This window comes from Pseudomonas sp. P9_31, assembly GCF_034008235.1.
Lineage (GTDB): Bacteria > Pseudomonadota > Gammaproteobacteria > Pseudomonadales > Pseudomonadaceae > Aquipseudomonas.
Genome location: NZ_CP125375.1, coordinates 3,068,849 through 3,086,618 on the forward strand (window position 1 = coordinate 3,068,849; position 17,770 = coordinate 3,086,618).

Below are 17,770 nucleotides of genomic sequence, written 5' to 3' on the forward strand. Positions count from 1 at the left end.
GAGAACGTTGATGAAAACAGCCGCACAGTTACTGAAACTGAAAGTCGTGCAAAACCAGCAGGTGCACAGCATTGCACCGGATCAGATGGTCCTCGACGCCCTGAAAATGATGGCCGAGAAGAACGTCGGCGCGTTGCCTGTCATCGAAGACGGGCGGGTGGTGGGCGTCATCAGCGAACGCGACTATGCGCGCAAGGTGGTGCTACAGGGCCGTTCTTCGGTCGGTACGCCGGTGCGCGAGATCATGAGCGCACCGGTGGTGACCGCCGACAGCCAGCAGAGTATCGAGCGCTGCATGGCGGTCATGACCGACAGCCATTTGCGCCATCTGCCGGTGCTGGAGAGCGGCGAACTGATCGGGCTGTTGTCGATCGGCGATCTGGTCAAGGAAGCTATCGTCGAGCAGGCCGATTTGATTCGCCAGCTTGAGCACTACATTCGCGGGCATTGAGCCCGCTGCATCGCCCGAATCACAAGGTCAAGCGCGAAAAGGTATACCGCAGGTCGAAAAAATCGGCTCAAGTGGAAATAAGCCTCAGTAACCGGTTGAAACAGTCGATAACCCTAACAGCAGGCAACTAGCCGACCACGCACATGCCGCCAGGGGAATCACCGAGTGTCCATAAAATTACGTTTGATCTTGTTGATCGGCACCAGTTTGCTCACCGCCCTGATCGTGAGTCTGGTCAGCTATGTGGGCAATACCCGGATGGCTGAAGCGGTGAATGACAACGAGGTCAGCATGACCGCGCTGCGCAACCACCTCGAAGCCGACATGATGCACGATGCGCTGCGCGCCGATGTGCTGTCCGCGATGCTGGTAGGGCTGGGCAAGAGCCCTAGCAGCAAGGCCGAGGTGCGCAGTTCACTCAATGAGCATGCCGCGCATTTTCGCGAGATGCTCGGTGACAACCTCAAGCTGCCGGTCAACGACACCCTCAAGGCCGCGCTGGACAAGATCAAGCCCAGCCTAGATACGTACATCAGTGCCGCCGAGCGCATTGTCGGGCTGGCGCTGGATGATCCGGATTCCGCACAACAGCAACTGGGCACGTTCAATAACGCGTTCAGCCAACTGGAAGACCAGATGGCCACCCTCAGTGAGCTGATCGAAACCAACACCCAACAGACCAGCGCGGGCACTCGCCAAACCATCAGCAGTGCCAACTTCACCCTCGGCGCCGTACTCATTGCCAGTTTGTTGCTGCTGCTCGCCCTGGGACGCTCGGTCATCCTGAGCATCATGGGGCCGTTGCAGATTGCCAGCCGGATTGCCGAAAGCATCGCCCATGGCAACCTGAGCGAACCTATCGTCGAGCCCACTCGCAAGGATGAAGCCAGCACGTTGATTCGCAGCCTGGCAACCATGCAGCGCGACCTGCGCGGCATGATCGAGGTGGTTCGCAGCAATGCCCATGGCGTGAGTGGCATGAGTCAGCAGTTGAGCAGCGGCTGCCATCAGGTCGCGGGTAGCAGCCAGCAGCAAAGCGTCGCCGCCAGCACCATGGCCGCGGCGGCCAGTGAAATGACCGCGAGCATCGAGGAAATCACCCGGCATGCCGAGCGTGCACTGAACATGGCCAACCAGGCCGAGGAATTGGCGAAGGACGGTGGTCGGGTGATTCATCAGGTGGTCAGCGACATGGACGGGATTGCCCGTTCGGCGCAGCAGTCGGCCCAGGTGATCCGCACCCTGGACAAGGAGTCCGAGGGGATCTTCAGCATCATTCAGGTGATCAAGGGCATCGCCGATCAAACCAACCTGCTGGCGCTTAACGCCGCCATCGAGGCCGCCCGCGCCGGCGAGCAGGGCCGTGGTTTCGCCGTCGTCGCCGATGAAGTGCGCAGCCTGGCGGGACGCACCAGCGCCTCCACCCAGGAAATTGCCGCCATGGTCGCGCGCATCCAGCAAAGCACCCGTGAGGCGGTCAGCAGCATGGAGGCGGGCGTTGCGCAGGTCGACAAAGGCATGGCAGTGACCGCCGACGTCGAGCGCGCCATCCGCGAAATCCTCCAGGCCACGCTCAACACCACTGAGTTGGTTAATGACATCAGCCGCACGATCGGTGAGCAGAGCCTGGCCAGTAACGAAATCGCGCATCAGGTGGAAATGATTGCCGGCATGTCCGAAGGCAACAGCAAGGTCATCAACCAGACCGCCTCGACCACCGATGAGCTGTCCACCCTGGCTGGACAGCTCTCGCAATCAGTGGGTCGTTTTCGCCTTTGAGGCATTGGCTGGCCCTGTTCCCGGGGCCAGTCAACTCATCCAGTTGCCGCCATCGACGTTATAAGTCTGCGCCACGATGTAATCGCTCTCGGCCGATGCCAGGAAGATCGCCGTATCGACAAGATCGTCTGCCGTGCCCATGCGCCCGTACGGTATTTCCTGTCCCGCCAGTTTTTTCTTCTCCCCGATCGGCCGGTTTTCATAGCGGGCGAACAGCGCATCGACGCCATCCCAATGCTCACCGTCCACCACCCCCGGCGCGATGGCATTCACGTTGATGCGATGGGGAATGAGATTGAGCCCGGCCGATTGCGTGAGGCTGATTACCGCCGCCTTTGTCGCGCAATACACCGCGACCAGCGCTTCACCGCGCCGCCCGGCCTGGCTGGCCATATTGATGATCTTGCCGCCGTGGCCCTGGCGGATCATCTGTTTGGCCGCGGCCTGCAGCGTGAACAGGGTGCCGGACACGTTGATCGAGAACAGCCGTTCGTAGCTGTCTCGAGCAATGTCCGTAATCGGTGCGAGATCAAACAGTGCTGCGTTGTTGATCAGGATATCGAGCTTGCCTGCGGTTGCGATGACCGTGTCGAGGGCTCCGTCGATTGATTGCTGGTTGGTAACGTCCATCTCCACCGCATAGGCATTTGGACCCAACTCAGTTGCCGTGGCTTGCGCACGCTCCAGGTTGATGTCTGCGATCGCAACCGTAGCGCCTTCGCGGATATAGGCTTGCGCGAACGTTCTCCCGATCCCTCTGGCGGAGCCGGTAATAAGGGCGCTTTTTCCTTCCAGACGTTTCATTTTTTCCATCCATTCGTAAGAGCCCGTTGAGGGCATTGCAGTGTGTGAAGCCCCCCCTGTGGAAGCGGGCTTGCTCGCGAAGAGGCCGGCACATTCAACATCGATGCCGCCTGACCCAGCGCTTTCGCGAGCAAGCCCACACACACACACACAGTGATTGCATCAAGCCGTCGCTACTTGGGATAACCGGCGCGTCTCATCTCGCGTTCGGTGATTTGCTGGGCAGAGGACAGCACGGCGGACAGAAAGAGCGCGCTTGGAATGTTCTTCATCGTGTTCTCCGCTCTGCGCCTTGGGCGGCAGAAGCTCTTATTTTTGTTGTAATCCACGGTGCGAGTCATATCCGCAACGGGATGACCACAGGATTACAGCTACCCAAACGGTGAACAAATGAATGGCGTACGCGGCGCTGATACTTGTTTGACCGTGGAAAAAAAGTATCAGTGGGCGTCATGTAGCGCGCTAGGCACCGGGTGTCGTTAGTGTGAGTCTCATGTCGGCGTCCTGAGACTTCGACTCGTCCCAGGCTTCGCGCTACCTTGATAAAACCAACAAAAACGGAATCGCCAGGGTGAAGAACCATCACGTAACCGCAGACAAGCCGCCAGCGCTTGAAGTCATTCTGAACGAGCCGCAGCACAGCTTTCGTTCCTGGGCAAAGGGGAGGTGATTGCCGGCTGTGACGTGGTGTTGCAGTTCGATGGTCAGATGCTGATGCAACTGCGCGACAAGGTTCCTGAACTCAGCGAGTTGCAAAGCCTGTTTCGCCAGGCGGCGCAGGGCATCGAGTTTCACGGTGTTACCCGCAAAAAAAAGGCCCGACTGCTGGAAGACATCGGCCGGTGCCACGGGTTGCAGCGGTTGTGCCTGTTCCTGTCGTTGTTGCAGTTGCTGGCATCGGCCCCTGACAGCGAGAGACAGACGCTCGCCAGCCTGCAATATGCGCCCATGCTCGATGCATTGACGGCCCAGCGCATGAGCATCGTCTTCGACTACATCCTGAACGACCTCGCTGACGAGCTGCGGATGTCGGTCATCGCCCAGCGTCTGGATATGAACGAACCGGCCTTCTCCAAATTCTTCAAGCGCGCCACCGGCCACACCTTCGTCGACCTGACGCGAAAACTACGGGTCCAGCGTGCCTGTCGTTTGCTGGCGCAAAGCAGTTTCAGCGTTGCCGATATCTGCTTCGAAGTGGGTTATGCCAACTTGTCGAATTTCAATCGACACTTCCGCCACGAAATGCACGAGACGCCCAGTGAGTATCGGCAACGGTTGCAACGGGCGGTGGCGGTCGGACATTGAAGGTGGAAACAAGATCAAAAGATCGCGGCCTTCGGCCGCTCAAGGGTCGATGTTCACCGAAATATCGCGGAGGAACGCCGCCCTCTGTAGGAGCTGCCGAAGGCTGCGATCATTTACGGCCATTCCCGCGATAACGTATCTGGAATTATTTTCCTCCAGTTCTTGACATGCCTTTCGATCCAGTCCAGAATTGCGTCCATTCCTGATTCAGGAACACGAAAACCCCTTAGATTTCAAAGGGTTGGAAGCTAGATGAGAGTCTTGTTTCCAAGTGCGAGTTTACACGTTTGATGTTGCGCTACAGAACATCAGATGTTTGAGGCCGAATAGCAAAATGGTTATGCAGTGGATTGCAAATCCACCTACGCCGGTTCGATTCCGACTTCGGCCTCCACTTTAAACAAGCTCCGTAGATCCATGATCTACGGAGCTTTTTTATTTTCGCCATCCTGCAAGATTTAGTCTTGAAAAGGATCTTTGCGAACTTGCTTCACCGGGGCGGGATGTATATATTTCCCCCTCTGTTACACAAGCGTCGGAACTGCCAGATCGTATTGGTCAGTCTCCAGACAGCTTTACCGCGCTACCGCCCGAATGGCGAAACTGGTAGACGCATGGGACTTAAAATCCCCCGCTCGTAAGGGCGTGCCGGTTCGATTCCGGCTTCGGGCACCATGAATATCAAGGGCTTGCGTGAGATACCTCATGCAAGCCCTTATTTCTTTACTCCGCAATCCGCTGCCACTGATCATTTTGTGGGCGCGACTTTCATCCCTTTACGCATTCGAATGTACTGCTCCGTCATACCAACGGTGGTGTGCCCTAGTTGATCGCGTGCTGCTCGTATATTGCCTGTCGATTCCTCCTCGTCTGTAGCTGCCTTCGCCCGTAAATCGCGCATCTGAAATTCTGCTTTTGGAATCCCGGCGGCTTCCCTGGCGTCATCAAACCTTTTCCTGAGCGTGCTCGTCGTCATCGGCTGTCCAGAGTCGATTACCACCAGGCGTGTTGATCTGATTTTGTGGCCAGCCTTTCTAGCCATGATTCGGTCTATTACGATTTTGAGCTCTCCAATGATCTCAATCCTTCGTTTTGCGCCAGTCTTCCCTTGCTGGACGGAAAGCTTTCCGTCTTTTATGTCTCGCTCATCCATCTTCAATGTGTCAGCCACCCTTTGACCTGTCAGATAGAACAGGTCCAAGGTATCTTTCAATGGTTGATCGGCATACTGATAGGCTTTGGCAAGTACGTTGTCTTCGACATATACGTCGCGACCAGATTCCTTATTACCCTTTAAGTACCGAGAGGAAAGCTTTTCGGTTTTATGCATCAATGCTTGGGAGCTGCTATTTAAAGCAAAAATTCTTAGCCTGTCGAGTAACAAGGTAGCGTCGCTTTATGCGATGGAGTCCTGAACTCTAAAAAATGGAGAAAAGTCCAAGTTGCTACGTCCAAAAACGAATAGAGCTGGCAACTCTATGTCTGTCAGCTTATTTGAGACTTATCGAATAATAACTGAAGATTTTGGAAGTAAGATTGAAAAGCCCGTCATAGATAACATTACTGCTCTGGCTGAAATTAGAGATAACTCTATACATTTCATTAATGATGACATTATGCTCAGCCTTAAAATACAAGGGCTGGGCAGTGCCTCATTACAAAATTACGCAACCATTGTTAAATGGCTGGCACGGCGGCATCCTAGCCAGATATAACTTTTACTTAATGCCTATCTCGTTTTTCAGAGGGTTTGATGAAGCTCCAGGAGTCATGTTGGACCCCAAAGAGAAAAGGTTTTAGAGTACATTGGTCGAGCCGAGAAGTTTTATGATAATGAAGATGTCAGTGCTTACAGTTTGACCCTTAGAGTGGATATAAAGTTTCATAAGGTAAAAGCGTCTCTGCTCTACCTATCCAGTTTTCTACGGATAGCAGTGCAACAAAAAATTATAATAACAGAGCTGGAAATTTCTGAAAAATGCCCATGGAACTACGAAGCTCTTACAATACGTCTAACTCGTAGATTCAGAAATTTCAAACGAAACCAGAAGTATCATGATATTCGCAAAAATTAGAAGCAGAAGAAAAGTTCGCGCACAGGCGATACCTTAACCCAAATAACACGGCGGGGATGACTAAAGCATTTTATAATCCAAATATTTTAAAAGAGTTCGACGCTCATTATGGAAAAATTTGGCTCCCGATAAACGGTCAAAGCTCTGGTGGTATTCAGAATTTAGTTTTAATTTAAGTACTCAAATTTTATATTTTTATCCGCAGTCCTTGCTCTCATCTATTAGCTTTAATGCGGACAGTTTGAATAGGTAAGGTCCTCACCTTCAAAGTTATCACTCTAGTAGCCCATGGCCTATTCCTCAAAGCTCTCTGGCCGCACCGAGCAATCATCGCGATCAACAACTGGTTTGAATGGGTGAATGAGGGCGGGCCAAAGAAACAGCCCTAGCTGGTCGCTTTTGGCCGATTTCCGCTTTTCGCGAAGACCCGCAATCAACCCAAAGCTGTCGATCAATACTTGGCGGATAGCGACCAAATTGGTCAGCATAATTTAATGGGTTGTCTTTGACATAGGCATAGAACCTATCCCCAAAATTTTATCGTCGCATCCGTGCGGATTCCATCAAGGCATTTGCAGCACTCTGCCGAATAACCCTGCAAAATTTTGCCACCGCTGCATTATTAATGCATGTATTGGAATTTAATATAATCCTATTCAGGTCATCATCTGAGACAGTCGCATCGATATGTCGTATCGCCCAATTTTGAAAGTCAGGGTGTGTTTTTGCAAGTGCGACAAATGTACCAAGCTGATCCCATCTTTGGGCGAAGAGGTTCGCCACGGCTTCAGAGTAGCCTTCGCCAAGCTCACCATCATCACAAGAAGCGAAGACTCTCTGATGCTTAAAAAGGGAAGACCAATCTACGCGCGCATCAACTAACAAAGACCCTGCTCGGCTAGTCATCTCGGGAGGGCAGTTTCCGTACACCGAAGCCTGAGAGAATGGTACACATCCCAATCCAAGTCCGAACAACAAGACCAAGAAGGTCAGGGAGCGAGCACATACAGATCTGATGAGAATCATGATTTTCGCCCTAACGATCACACTACTGTGGTTGAGCACGCGCTTTGGTACGAAAGCCATTGCAGTTGATATAAATACACGCCGCACAAGTATCAGCTGTAGAATTATCCAGAGTATATACGCCTTCTGTCACACCTCCCCAATATTTTGTTAGCTGGGTGGGGTTATCTTCAATGTCTGAATAACATCCTTTGGTTTTTTCTTGTGGCATTTAATCATGTGGTCGCAATAGTCGCCAATAGTGCGAATGGTTAAATTGCCAGAGCTTATTGCTTTATATGTTTCTCTGTCACATACATCGAGAATATCGCCTTCAGCTTTATCGTATTCATTCGGATTAAATAGACCAGGAGGGCGGCTAGCTTTCAAATCATTCCCAAATACCGCCTCTTTGTTAAGAGAGTCCACGGGGATGTTGAAGATGTTCGCAATTCTCTGTAAGGCAAATTCACGGATAATTTCATCTGTCTCGCTCATGATACATTCTCATGCAATCATTTATCACAATCGTATTTACCTGAGGAAGTTGCATTCCAGGCAGCCTTTCCTATCACACCCAATTATAGACACGGTCTGCGACTACCGAAGCAGTAGCAACAATATTCGCGATAACCTCAGCAGTTGTTCGTCCAAGAACTCCCGCTGTTGGACTGGCCATAAGGGTCGTAGGTGTATTCGTGGTGAGCGCTCTGAGGAGGTTGGCCGATACCGAGGAGATGACGGCACCAGTCGAATGACCACAGCCGATTTCTGCCTGTCACGAGGGGGAGAAATCGGCCAGAAGCGGACCCCCATAAGCCTCCGACTTTCTCCTAGCGATTGCAGATTTTCTAGCTACGCTTGCCAGCAAGGGAATGGCGTAGGTGTGGCCTCTCCTTAATTATCAGGCAAGGGAGCCAACACCCATGGATAGCATGCAGAACGTTTATCCATCAGCCACCGTTCTGGTGGTCGACGACACCCCCGACAACCTGATGTTGATAACCGAGTTGCTCAAGGACAGATATCGGGTCAAGGCAGCCAACAGCGGCGAGAAAGCGTTGCGTCTTCTCCAGGGCGACCCACTTCCCGACCTGATCCTGCTGGACATCATGATGCCGGGCCTGTCCGGCTACGACGTTGCCGAGCAGCTCAAACTTGACAACCGCACTCGCCACATTCCGATCATTTTCCTTACCGCCATGGCTGCCACCGAGGACGAGATTCGCGGCCTGAGCCTGGGCGCTGCGGACTACATCACCAAACCGATTATCCCCCCGGTACTCATGGCCAGGGTCGCGACCCAGATCAAGGTCAAGGCGGCTGCGGATTTCCTGCGTGACAAGAACGAATTTCTGGAGCAGGAGGTGCAGCGCCGCACCCGCGAGGTGACCGCCATCCAGGACGTCACCATCCACGCCATGGCATCGCTGGCCGAAACCCGCGACAACGAAACCGGCAACCACATTCGTCGTACCCAGCACTACATCAAACTGCTGGCCGAGCTGCTGCGCGAGCATCCACGTTTCCGCCACTTCCTCGACGAGGAAACTATCAAGCTGCTGTTCAAGTCGGCACCGCTGCACGATATCGGCAAGATCGGCATTCCCGATCGCATCCTGCTCAAGCCGGGACGTCTCACCCCGCAGGAGTTCGAGATCATGAAGACTCACACTACATTGGGGCGCGATGCCATCCAGCACGCCGAGGATCAGTTGGGGATAGGCGTCGACTTCCTTCTTCTGGCCAAGGAAATCGCCTACGGGCACCAGGAAAAATGGGATGGCAGTGGCTATCCGCAAGGCGTGGCCACCGACGATATCCCCATCAGCGCCCGTTTGATGGCCGTGGCGGATGTCTACGATGCGCTGATCAGCCGCCGCGTGTACAAGCCCGGCATGCCCCATGAGCAAGCGGTGGAAATTATCCGCGAAGGTTGCGGTTCGCATTTCGACCCAGACATCTGCGACGCCTTTCTGGCCAATGCCGAGCGGTTCCGGGAAATTGCCGCGCGGTTCGCCGATAGCGACCAGGACATGGCCAAGCAGTTGGCCTCACTTGAGCAGATCGCTGAGCAGCCCTGAGCCCTTTGCATCATTCTGCACATCAAGCTAAACGAGGCGGTATATGAACAGACTGTTCGAGCTGCTCGAGCGCTTGTCTCTGCGCAGCAAATTGATCATCGGCTTCGCTGCGTTGCTGATATTGATCCTGATGCTGGGCGTGCAAAGCCTACGCACCCAGTATTCACTCAGGTACGAAATGCAGCAGTTGTACCAGCAGGATCTGGTCGGTATCCAGCATGTGCAGGAGGTTCGGGTGCAGCTGCCGCATCTGTTGCTGGCACTGCAACGCGCCGTCGCTACCAGCAACGCGGACATCCGCATCAGCGCCAGAGCCCAGATGGCCGTCGCTCAGGAGCGTCTGCACGAGGCCCTGGAGCAGGTTCGTCCAACGCTGCGGCGACAGAGCAGCCTCAACAGCTTGTTGGCGTTTGAGGTGGTATTGCAGCGCCTGCAAAAAAATGGCGATGAAGCGCTGGAGTTGGTCGGCAAGGGTTCCCTAGGTCAGGCGTTGATGTTGCTCAACAGTAAGGAATTTCTCGCGCTGGAGCAGGAAAGCGACGAGCTGCTCATCCAGATAGAGAAAAACAAAGAAGCCGACATCCACGATACGGCGAAGAGTCTGGCCGAGTATGCTCAACGCAGCAGCACGATCACTTACGTATTGCTGCTGGGCGGTTCGACGCTGGCCTTGCTGCTGACCTGGCTGGTCAGCCGCTCCATCCGCGTGCCGCTGAACCGCGTACGCGCGGCGGTTGACGAGCTGGCATCCGGCAAGTTGGACAGTCAGATCCCTCACACCGATCTGCGCAACGAAACCGGTGACCTGGCGCGCGCCATCGCCACGCTGCAACTGGAGGCTTGTCAACTTGAGCGCCAGCGCTGGGTCAAAGCCCATGCCTCGCTCCTGCAAGTGGATCTGCAACAGGCGGAGACGCCGCAGCAGTTGGCCCAGGCTTTCTTTTGCCGCATCGCGCCACAGCTGGGTATGTGTCAGGGGGCGCTGTACGTTCTCTATGACGGTGCGCCACGCCTGCAATTGCTGGGTGGTTATGCGGCGGACAGTGAGCACCCACTGCGTGCTGAGCTGGAACTCGGTGAAGGGCTACTTGGCCAGTGTGCACTGGATCGCCAACCCCGCCAGCTCAACGATCTGCCTGAGCAGTTCTGGCGTGTGCGCGCGCAGTTGGGCGAAGCCCCTGCCAGCCATCTGCTGGTTCAGCCTGTGCTGCGTGGCGAGCGTCTGCTCGGGGTTGTGGAAATGGCCGGCTTTCGCCCGTTGGAAGAGAATGAGGCATTGCTGCTGCAGGAAGTGCTACCGAGGCTGGCCGGTGCCATGGCCATTATGGAGCGCAGCGAGGCGGCCCAGGCGCTGCTGCAGGAAACTCGTCGCCAGGCTGACGAAATGGGTGCCCAGGCCCAGAAACTGGAACTCCAGGCCCAGGAGCTGGAGGCTCAGCAGACGGCACTGCGCGCCACCGAGGCGTGGTACCGCGGCATTATCGAGGCGGCACCGGACGGCATGCTGGTGCTGGGCGCCGACGGCCACATCCTGATGACCAACCCGCAGATGGATGCCCTGTTTGGCTACGAACACGGCGAACTGATCAGTGCCAGCATCGAGCGTCTGGTGCCGCAGGCGGCCCGCGAGCGGCATGTTCGGCTACGCGACGGGTTCATTGCCAGCGGTGGAACCCGGCAGATGGGCGGCGACTTGAATGACCTGCACGGCGTACGCAAGGACGGCAGTCTGTTCTCCGTGGAAATTGGTCTGTCCCATCTGCCCCGCTTGGAGGGGCGTGGCGTCTGTGTTTGTGCCTCGGTGCGCGACGTGAGTGAGCGCAGGGCGATGGAGGCCAAGCTACGTACTGCCAGTGATCGCCTGAATCTGGCGCAAGAGGCCGGGGACATCGGTCTATTCGACGTTGACCTGGTCAGCGGTAAAAACTATTGGACGCCACAGCTCGAAGCGCTGTTCGGGCTTGAGCCTGGCGGATTCGGTGGCACTCTGGAGCACTGGAAGGCGTTGGTGCATCCCGATGACGTGGCGAGTATCAGTCGTACGTTCGAGAGCGCAGTCCAAAGTGACGATGATCGCGTCGAGTTCGACTTCCGCATCGTGCGGCAAAACGATGGGCTGGTGCGCACGTTCAAATCGCTCAACCGATTCTCACGCACGCCTGACGGCAAGCCATTGCGCGCAACCGGCATCAACATCGATGTGACTGCACTGGCAGAGGCAAGGGCGGCGGCCGAGGACGCGACCCAGGCCAAAAGCGAGTTCCTCGCCAACATGAGCCACGAGATCCGCACGCCAATGAACGCCATCATCGGCATGAGCCACTTGGCGCTGCGTACCGAACTGGATAATCGCCAACGCAACTACATTGAAAAGGTGCACCGCTCGGCGGAGAACCTGCTGGGGATCATCAACGACATCCTCGACTTCTCCAAGATCGAGGCCGGCAGGATGAACCTCGAACAAACCCCCTTCCGCCTGGAGGACGTACTCGACAGCTTCGCCGCCATGATCGGCCTCAAGACCGAGGACAAGGGCCTGGAGTTGTTGTTCCAGACCCAGCCTGAGTTACCCACCGCACTGCTCGGAGACCCCTTGCGCCTGGGTCAAGTGCTGATCAACCTAGGCAACAACGCTGCCAAATTCACCGAGCGCGGCGAGATTGTGGTCGGCGTGGAAGAAATTGGCACGCACGAGGAGCGCGTGCAGCTGCATTTCTGGGTGCGCGACACTGGCATCGGCATGACCGTCGAGCAGTGTTCGCGCATGTTTCAGTCGTTTAGTCAGGCCGACAGCTCGACCACGCGCAAGTACGGTGGCACCGGGCTGGGCTTGTCCATCTCGAAGAAGTTGGTGGAGCTGATGGACGGCCACATTTGGGTTGAGAGCGAGCCAGGGGTCGGCTCCACGTTCCATTTCCAGGTACGCATTGGCGTGCAGCAAGGCGTTCAGCCGCGTCGCATGTTCAAGGCCGACGAACTGCTGGGTATGCGGGTGCTGGTAGTGGACGACAACGCTAGTGCTCGTGAAATCCTCTCGGGCCTGGCGCGCAGCTTCGGCCTGGAGGTGGATGTCGCGGAGAACGGTAGCCTGGCGCTGCACATGCTGGCCGATGCCGAACATAAGGTGCTGCCCTACGATCTGGTGCTGATGGACTGGCGGATGCCTGGCATGGATGGCATAGAAGCCGTGAGTAGAATGCATTCCGCCAGCCTGACGCATACGCCGTCGGTCATCATGGTCACCGCCTTTGGCCGCGAAGAGGCACGCGAGGAAGCCGAGCGCCAGGGCGTCCAGTTACCGGTGGTGCTGACCAAGCCAGTAACCCCGTCCTCTTTGCTCGAAGCCATCGGTGTGGTGCTGCGTAAAGGCCCGCAGGGCGATACTCGGGCCGGTGAACGCTCCCAACAGAATGCCAGCACCATAGCCAGCCTGAATGGGGCCCGGCTGCTGCTGGTAGAAGACAACGAGCTGAATCAGGAACTGGCCTGCGAGCTGTTGGAGAGTGTCGGAATAAAGCTGCGACTGGCCAGGCACGGCCAGGAGGCTCTGGACATCCTGACCGAGGATGGCCGCTTCGACGGCGTGCTGATGGATTGCCAAATGCCGGTGATGGACGGCTACACCGCCACCCAGAGGATTCGCCAACAGCCGAGCTTTAATGCTTTACCGGTGATCGCCATGACCGCCAATGCCATGGACGGTGATCGCGAGCGAGCCCTGAGCAGTGGCATGAACGACCATATATCCAAGCCACTCAATGTCGATGACATGTTCGCCACACTGGCAAAATGGATCAGGCCACAGGATGCTCCAGCATCGCCAAATGTAGGCCTGTCGGATGGACTGCCGGGCCGTCTTGAGGGCATTGATATGGTTGTCGGCCTAGCGACCTGTATGGGCCGGCGAGAACTCTATCTGCGCCTGCTCTGCAAGTTTCGCGACACTCAGACAGGTTTTGCCGAGCAATTCCAGGCCGCACTGGCCGACTCGGATAATAGCGCGGCCGGACGTGTGGCTCACAGCCTGCGCGGCACGGCCGGCAACATCGGTGCCAGGGCCGTAGCGCAGGCCGCCGCTGCCCTGGAGCAGGCCTGCCAGAACGGCGAGCCCGCTCGAGTGGTACATGACCTGGCGACGGAGGTCGAGCGTTGCCTGCTGCCGACGTTGGCTGCCTTGGCCGCCCTGGCCGCCCTGGCCGGAAACGCCCCGGTATCGATGGGCGAGGGCCTGCAGGATGGCTCCGAGTTGAACGAGCAGTTGAACAGGCTCAAAGGTCTGTTGGCCGAAAGCGACACTGCAGCCATGGACGCGCTTACCGAGCTGCGCAATCTGTCACTCGATCGGGCTTTGGCCAAGCGTCTGGCTCTGGTCGCGGAGCAGGTGGAGCTGTTCGATTTTGATCGCGCCCTGGAACTGTTGCAGGACTGCTGAGTTTTGCCAGGAAAGGAGCTACTGACCTCTTCTGGTAGCTAGAGACCGACTGGCTGGTTTGGGTCGATTCTGTTGAAAAAGTCGGATTTTCAGATCGCCTGAACCCAGGCATGGCTACCACCGGAGAACCTACTCACCACATTGAGTGGTTTCTAGGCCCTTCGTTGACCGTTGCTGCTCTGTTATCGGGTTAATTTGAGGTTGCTCGGTATCGATCAGATAATTCGTGGAGTAAGCGTAGAACGCTGGGTCACCTGGAGCTGCGGTCCAGCGGGCTTGAGGATCAGTCAGCGACAGGCGCTTCGGTAGCGTTTCGGCCAGAGCCTCTTCATCGAGTGCCTCAAGATACTCACGCACGGCGCGGGTGCTCAGGGCCGGATCGCTCCAGTTGACCTGTTCATCACCCGGTACACCGCGCTGCCGGCTGGCATCCGCTTTGATGATGCTGGCGTCCACGGCAAATCCTTCACCTTTGACCAAGCCTGCGTCCATGCAACGACGCAGCACTTCATTGAACAACCAGCGAAAGAGATCGCTGTCCCGAAAACGGCCGTGTCTATTTTTGGAAAAGGTCGAGTGATTGGGGACTTCATCTTCAAGGCTTAACCGGCAGAACCAGCGATACGCCAGATTCAAATGGGCTTCTTCGCACAACCGCCCCTCTGAGCAAATGCCGTAGCAATAGCCGACGATCAGCATGCGAATCATCAGTTCAGGATCAATCGACGGACGCCCGATCGGGCTATAGAAATCGGCGAGGTGATGGCGCAGGTCGCTCAGATCGAGACACCGATCAATGCTGCGCAGAAGGTGATTGGCTGGGATGTGATCTTCAAGGTTGAACGAGTAAAACAGCCGTTCCTGCCCACTCGATAACTGTCCCATCATGCTGCGTGCTTCCCTGCCGGCTGGTGCGAAGATTTTGCCGCAGGCCAGACAGGGGAGCTACTTTTTCAACAGAATCGGCCAATAGCGGCCCTTCGGACTTACCCCGAAAGCCCGGCTGCTGACCGGTCAATGCAGATAACGAAAACTATACATGTCAGTCGGAGTATCGGCTTTAATGTCGGTGCAGATTCACCTGCTCACGGCGCAGGATTTCTATAATTTGCGAGATGTGATGCACGCTATCGGTGGGTTCCAGGTTCTGAACCCTATCTAAATCAAGGAAGACAACCCATTGAAAACAGCTCTCGGCGCTCTGCTTTTAACCTGTCTGACGACCAGCGCTCTCGCTGACGTCAACTCTGTCGGCTTCCAATCCTACACCCTGCCGGACCCATACAATGAGCGTCCGCTGGAGATGGTCGTCTGGTATCCCAGTACAACGACCGTGACCCCACAGTTGATCGGTGACGATGTGGTGTTTGTCGGTGCTTCTGCGGTTCGCAACGCGCCACCCTCTGCTGGCGAGCACCCATTGGTGGTGCTCTCCCATGGATTCAGAGGCAATTGGAACAATCAAAACTGGTTGGCGAGTGCATTGGCCCATAAGGGTTACATTGTCGCAGCGGTCAACCACCCCGGCACCACGACCCATGATCGAAGCCCGCAAGCGGCGGCGCAGTTATGGCAGCGGCCCATTGACCTGCATCGGGCCATTGAGGCGGTCACCACTCAACCTGAAAAATTTGGCGTGGTCACAAAGCGTCAAATTGCTGTAGTGGGCCATTCACTCGGCGGCTGGACTGCAATGGAGATCGCCGGCGCTCGTTTCGACCCGGCCCTGTTTGCCCGTGACTGCAAACTCCATCCGCAGTTATCCAGTTGCACCAATTATCAAAAGATCAACCCTGAGAGTACTCCGGCATTAAAGGCTGGTCTGGCCGGCGATTTGCGCGATCAACGCGTCACCGCTGTGGTTTCTTTGGATCTGGGACTCTCGCGCGGGATGACAGATGAGAGCCTTGCGGCACTGCCGGTGCCGGTGCTAGTTATCGCTGCCGGCGCACCATCGGTGGAACTGCCTGCTCAGTTGGAGTCCGCCAACCTGGCCACACGCCTGCCCCAAGCGTCCAGCCGCTATGTCGAGATAAGTGACGCCAGCCATTTCAGCTTCTTGTCGATTTGCAAACCAGGTGCAGTGGCATTGCTCGAAGAGGACATTCCTGGCGATGGCATCATTTGCGGGGATGGCGACAATGCTCGCCCGCGCGAGGTAATCCAACAGCAGGTTACATCACTGATCACCGAGTTTTTGACGCAGTCCGCGAACAACAAAGTGGAGCTCTAGGATTGCTGGCACTCGGCAACTCAGCAGACCTGAAATTTGCGTAGGAGCGCAATTTTTGTGTCGAATCCAACCACCTATTACGATCAAAAACGTTTTTACACAGCCTCGGACGATTACTGCCGTTCCTATTAATGCCGCAGCCGCGTGATGGCGTCAGTGATGCTTCGCGCATTGGTATCAAGCGTTTCCATTGCCGCCATTGCGTTATCGGCCACATTCCCAGCATTTTCAGACAGATACGTTGTCAGTTCTTCAATGGCTGCACATATAGCGTGCTGATTATGCAGCAGTGTGAGAGCGTCTGCTGTGGCTACGCTTCAGAGTTATCTGACATGGGTATGGTCCGTGAGTGCGTGATGCGAGGAGACTAGCTTGCGCTAGCAAAACCTACTCTACAGACAGAAGTCAGTCTGCCTTGCCTTAGCCCAATGCGGGTATCCCGACAGCGCGTAGTTCATTCCGAAATTTATTTTTAGGCGCTGATTTTACTGGCTTTAAACGGGCAGAAAATTGGTGAGCCGCGGAAAAATAATCATCCTAAGGATATGATTTATAGATAGAAATGTATGGACTTAAAATCCCCCGCTCGTAAGGGCGTGCCGGTTCGATTCCGGCTTCGGGCACCATCTTACATTTCACTGAGCGCTTTTAAGTTCTTTGGAAGCCTTGAAAAACCTGCCTTCTGGCGGGTTTTTTCGTTTTAGCATTCCGTCGGATTCTCGTCCATTCTTCTGGAATCCAGTCATTTAGAGGGTAGAGTTAGGGGTAGTCTTTGGTTCGTGATTAAGGATGATACCCTTATGTCGCGCACAACGGCTGCGCTTACCGACGCTGCTTGCCGTTTAGCAAGGCCAACGGGCCGTCCCTACAAGCTTTTCGATGGCGACGGTCTCTATCTCCTAATTCAACCCAATGGCCGTAAAGGCTGGCGTCTCAGGTATGTAAAGCCTGACGGCCGGGAGGGGGTTGACCTCCCTCGGCAGCTATCCCGTGATTGGCCTGGCCGAAGCTCGCCAGAAGCGTTTAGATGCGAAGCGGATGCTCGCAGACGGCATTGATCCCGTCGAGAACAAGCGTAAAGCCAAAACGGAAGATGCTGTTAACGGCCGTACTTTTGAAAGCGTTGCGTTGGACTGGCACAAGAACATGTCGGCCAGATGGACACCCGACCATTCCAAAAATGTGTTCAACCGTCTGAGTAACTATGTGTTCCCGTTTATCGGTGCTCGCGCGATTGCTGATCTCGATACTTATGATCTGAGGGAGGCCAAGCGGACCCTCGGCCGTTTCTTTGCTTTCCGTGCCAAGGATGCTTTTTCCTTAAAAACTTTACAAATCAACTATTTACAAAATTATCAAGAGAAAATAAAAAAATTGTATTGCGATACATGTCTGTATCGCTTATCGTTTTCCAACTTATTTTAGAAAGGATTTTAAATGAGCGCTTTTATCATGGAAGTTCCCCGCCCCTCGTCCCCGCATTGCCAAACAAACTCCTTGATGAACAGATCATGGATCTGATTCAGATATCTGATTTGGACGGTTTTTTCTCGCAAAATAAAGCTCGCGAAGTAACTCTGATAGAGCTCACTACACAGAGCA

General features: G+C 55.3%; 7 protein-coding genes, 2 tRNA genes and 7 pseudogenes. 12 read left to right on the top strand and 4 right to left on the bottom strand.

The window, feature by feature from the left end:
• Window positions 1-10: 10 nt before the first annotated feature.
• The 3 genes and pseudogenes from QMK51_RS13465 (at window position 11) to QMK51_RS28970 (ending at window position 2,230) form a co-directional block, all read left to right on the top strand.
• The gene (locus QMK51_RS13465) at window positions 11-451 is read left to right on the top strand and encodes a CBS domain-containing protein (protein WP_258700438.1); all 441 of its coding nucleotides are present in this window, start codon (window positions 11-13) and stop codon (window positions 449-451) included.
• A 165-nt stretch (window positions 452-616) separates the two neighbouring features.
• Window positions 617-1,372, top strand: a pseudogene (locus tag QMK51_RS28965) (MCP four helix bundle domain-containing protein); the annotation flags it as partial.
• A 132-nt stretch (window positions 1,373-1,504) separates the two neighbouring features.
• Window positions 1,505-2,230 carry a methyl-accepting chemotaxis protein gene (locus tag QMK51_RS28970; protein WP_408980628.1) on the top strand — a complete coding sequence of 242 codons (726 nt, stop codon included), beginning with the start codon at window positions 1,505-1,507 and terminating at the stop codon, window positions 2,228-2,230.
• 30 nt (window positions 2,231-2,260) lie between these two features.
• Here QMK51_RS28970 and QMK51_RS13475 read toward each other — a convergent pair whose 3' ends face one another.
• Window positions 2,261-3,034: an L-iditol 2-dehydrogenase gene (locus QMK51_RS13475; protein ID WP_320394389.1), complete on the bottom strand. Its 774-nt coding sequence runs from the start codon at window positions 3,032-3,034 to the stop codon at window positions 2,261-2,263.
• Window positions 3,035-3,653: 619 nt separating this feature from the next.
• Between QMK51_RS13475 and QMK51_RS13480 the strand changes: the two are divergent.
• From QMK51_RS13480 to QMK51_RS13490, 3 genes and pseudogenes are all read left to right on the top strand, one after another.
• Window positions 3,654-4,339 (top strand): annotated as a pseudogene (locus tag QMK51_RS13480) (helix-turn-helix domain-containing protein).
• A 320-nt stretch (window positions 4,340-4,659) separates the two neighbouring features.
• Window positions 4,660-4,733 (top strand) — tRNA-Cys (locus tag QMK51_RS13485).
• Window positions 4,734-4,927: 194 nt separating this feature from the next.
• Window positions 4,928-5,014: transfer RNA gene (locus tag QMK51_RS13490), tRNA-Leu, on the top strand.
• 73 nt (window positions 5,015-5,087) lie between these two features.
• Here QMK51_RS13490 and QMK51_RS13495 read toward each other — a convergent pair.
• Window positions 5,088-5,636: pseudogene (locus QMK51_RS13495) on the bottom strand (tyrosine-type recombinase/integrase); the annotation flags it as partial.
• Between QMK51_RS13495 and QMK51_RS28975 the strand changes: the two are divergent.
• A pseudogene (locus QMK51_RS28975) lies at window positions 5,590-6,054 on the top strand (DUF3644 domain-containing protein). The pseudogenes QMK51_RS13495 and QMK51_RS28975 sit on opposite strands and share 47 nt — an antisense overlap.
• Before the next feature lie 641 nt (window positions 6,055-6,695).
• Window positions 6,696-6,800: pseudogene (locus tag QMK51_RS13505) on the top strand (DUF159 family protein); the annotation flags it as partial.
• A 790-nt stretch (window positions 6,801-7,590) separates the two neighbouring features.
• On the opposite strand, the gene QMK51_RS13510 reads toward QMK51_RS13505, so the two are convergent.
• Complete coding sequence (locus tag QMK51_RS13510) at window positions 7,591-7,917, bottom strand: hypothetical protein (RefSeq protein WP_320394391.1); 327 nt, start codon at window positions 7,915-7,917, stop codon at window positions 7,591-7,593.
• 428 nt (window positions 7,918-8,345) lie between these two features.
• Between QMK51_RS13510 and QMK51_RS13515 the strand changes: the two genes are divergently transcribed.
• Together QMK51_RS13515 and QMK51_RS13520 are read left to right on the top strand one after the other, a co-directional pair.
• Window positions 8,346-9,503 (top strand): two-component system response regulator, encoded by a 1,158-nt coding sequence (locus QMK51_RS13515; RefSeq protein ID WP_320394392.1) that lies wholly within the window; start codon window positions 8,346-8,348, stop codon window positions 9,501-9,503.
• Between the two features lie 43 nt (window positions 9,504-9,546).
• Window positions 9,547-13,935 carry a response regulator gene (locus tag QMK51_RS13520; protein ID WP_320394393.1) on the top strand — a complete coding sequence of 1,463 codons (4,389 nt, stop codon included), beginning with the start codon at window positions 9,547-9,549 and terminating at the stop codon, window positions 13,933-13,935.
• Between the two features lie 204 nt (window positions 13,936-14,139).
• Here QMK51_RS13520 and QMK51_RS13525 read toward each other — a convergent pair.
• Window positions 14,140-14,823 (bottom strand): annotated as a pseudogene (locus QMK51_RS13525) (transposase); the annotation flags it as partial.
• Window positions 14,824-15,115: 292 nt separating this feature from the next.
• Between QMK51_RS13525 and QMK51_RS13530 the strand changes: the two are divergent.
• Together QMK51_RS13530 and QMK51_RS13535 are read left to right on the top strand one after the other, a co-directional pair.
• Window positions 15,116-16,168, top strand: a complete 1,053-nt coding sequence (locus QMK51_RS13530; RefSeq protein WP_223490085.1) for an alpha/beta hydrolase family protein — start codon at window positions 15,116-15,118, stop codon at window positions 16,166-16,168.
• Window positions 16,169-16,968: 800 nt separating this feature from the next.
• A pseudogene (locus QMK51_RS13535) lies at window positions 16,969-17,429 on the top strand (tyrosine-type recombinase/integrase); the annotation flags it as partial.
• Window positions 17,430-17,770: the final 341 nt, after the last annotated feature.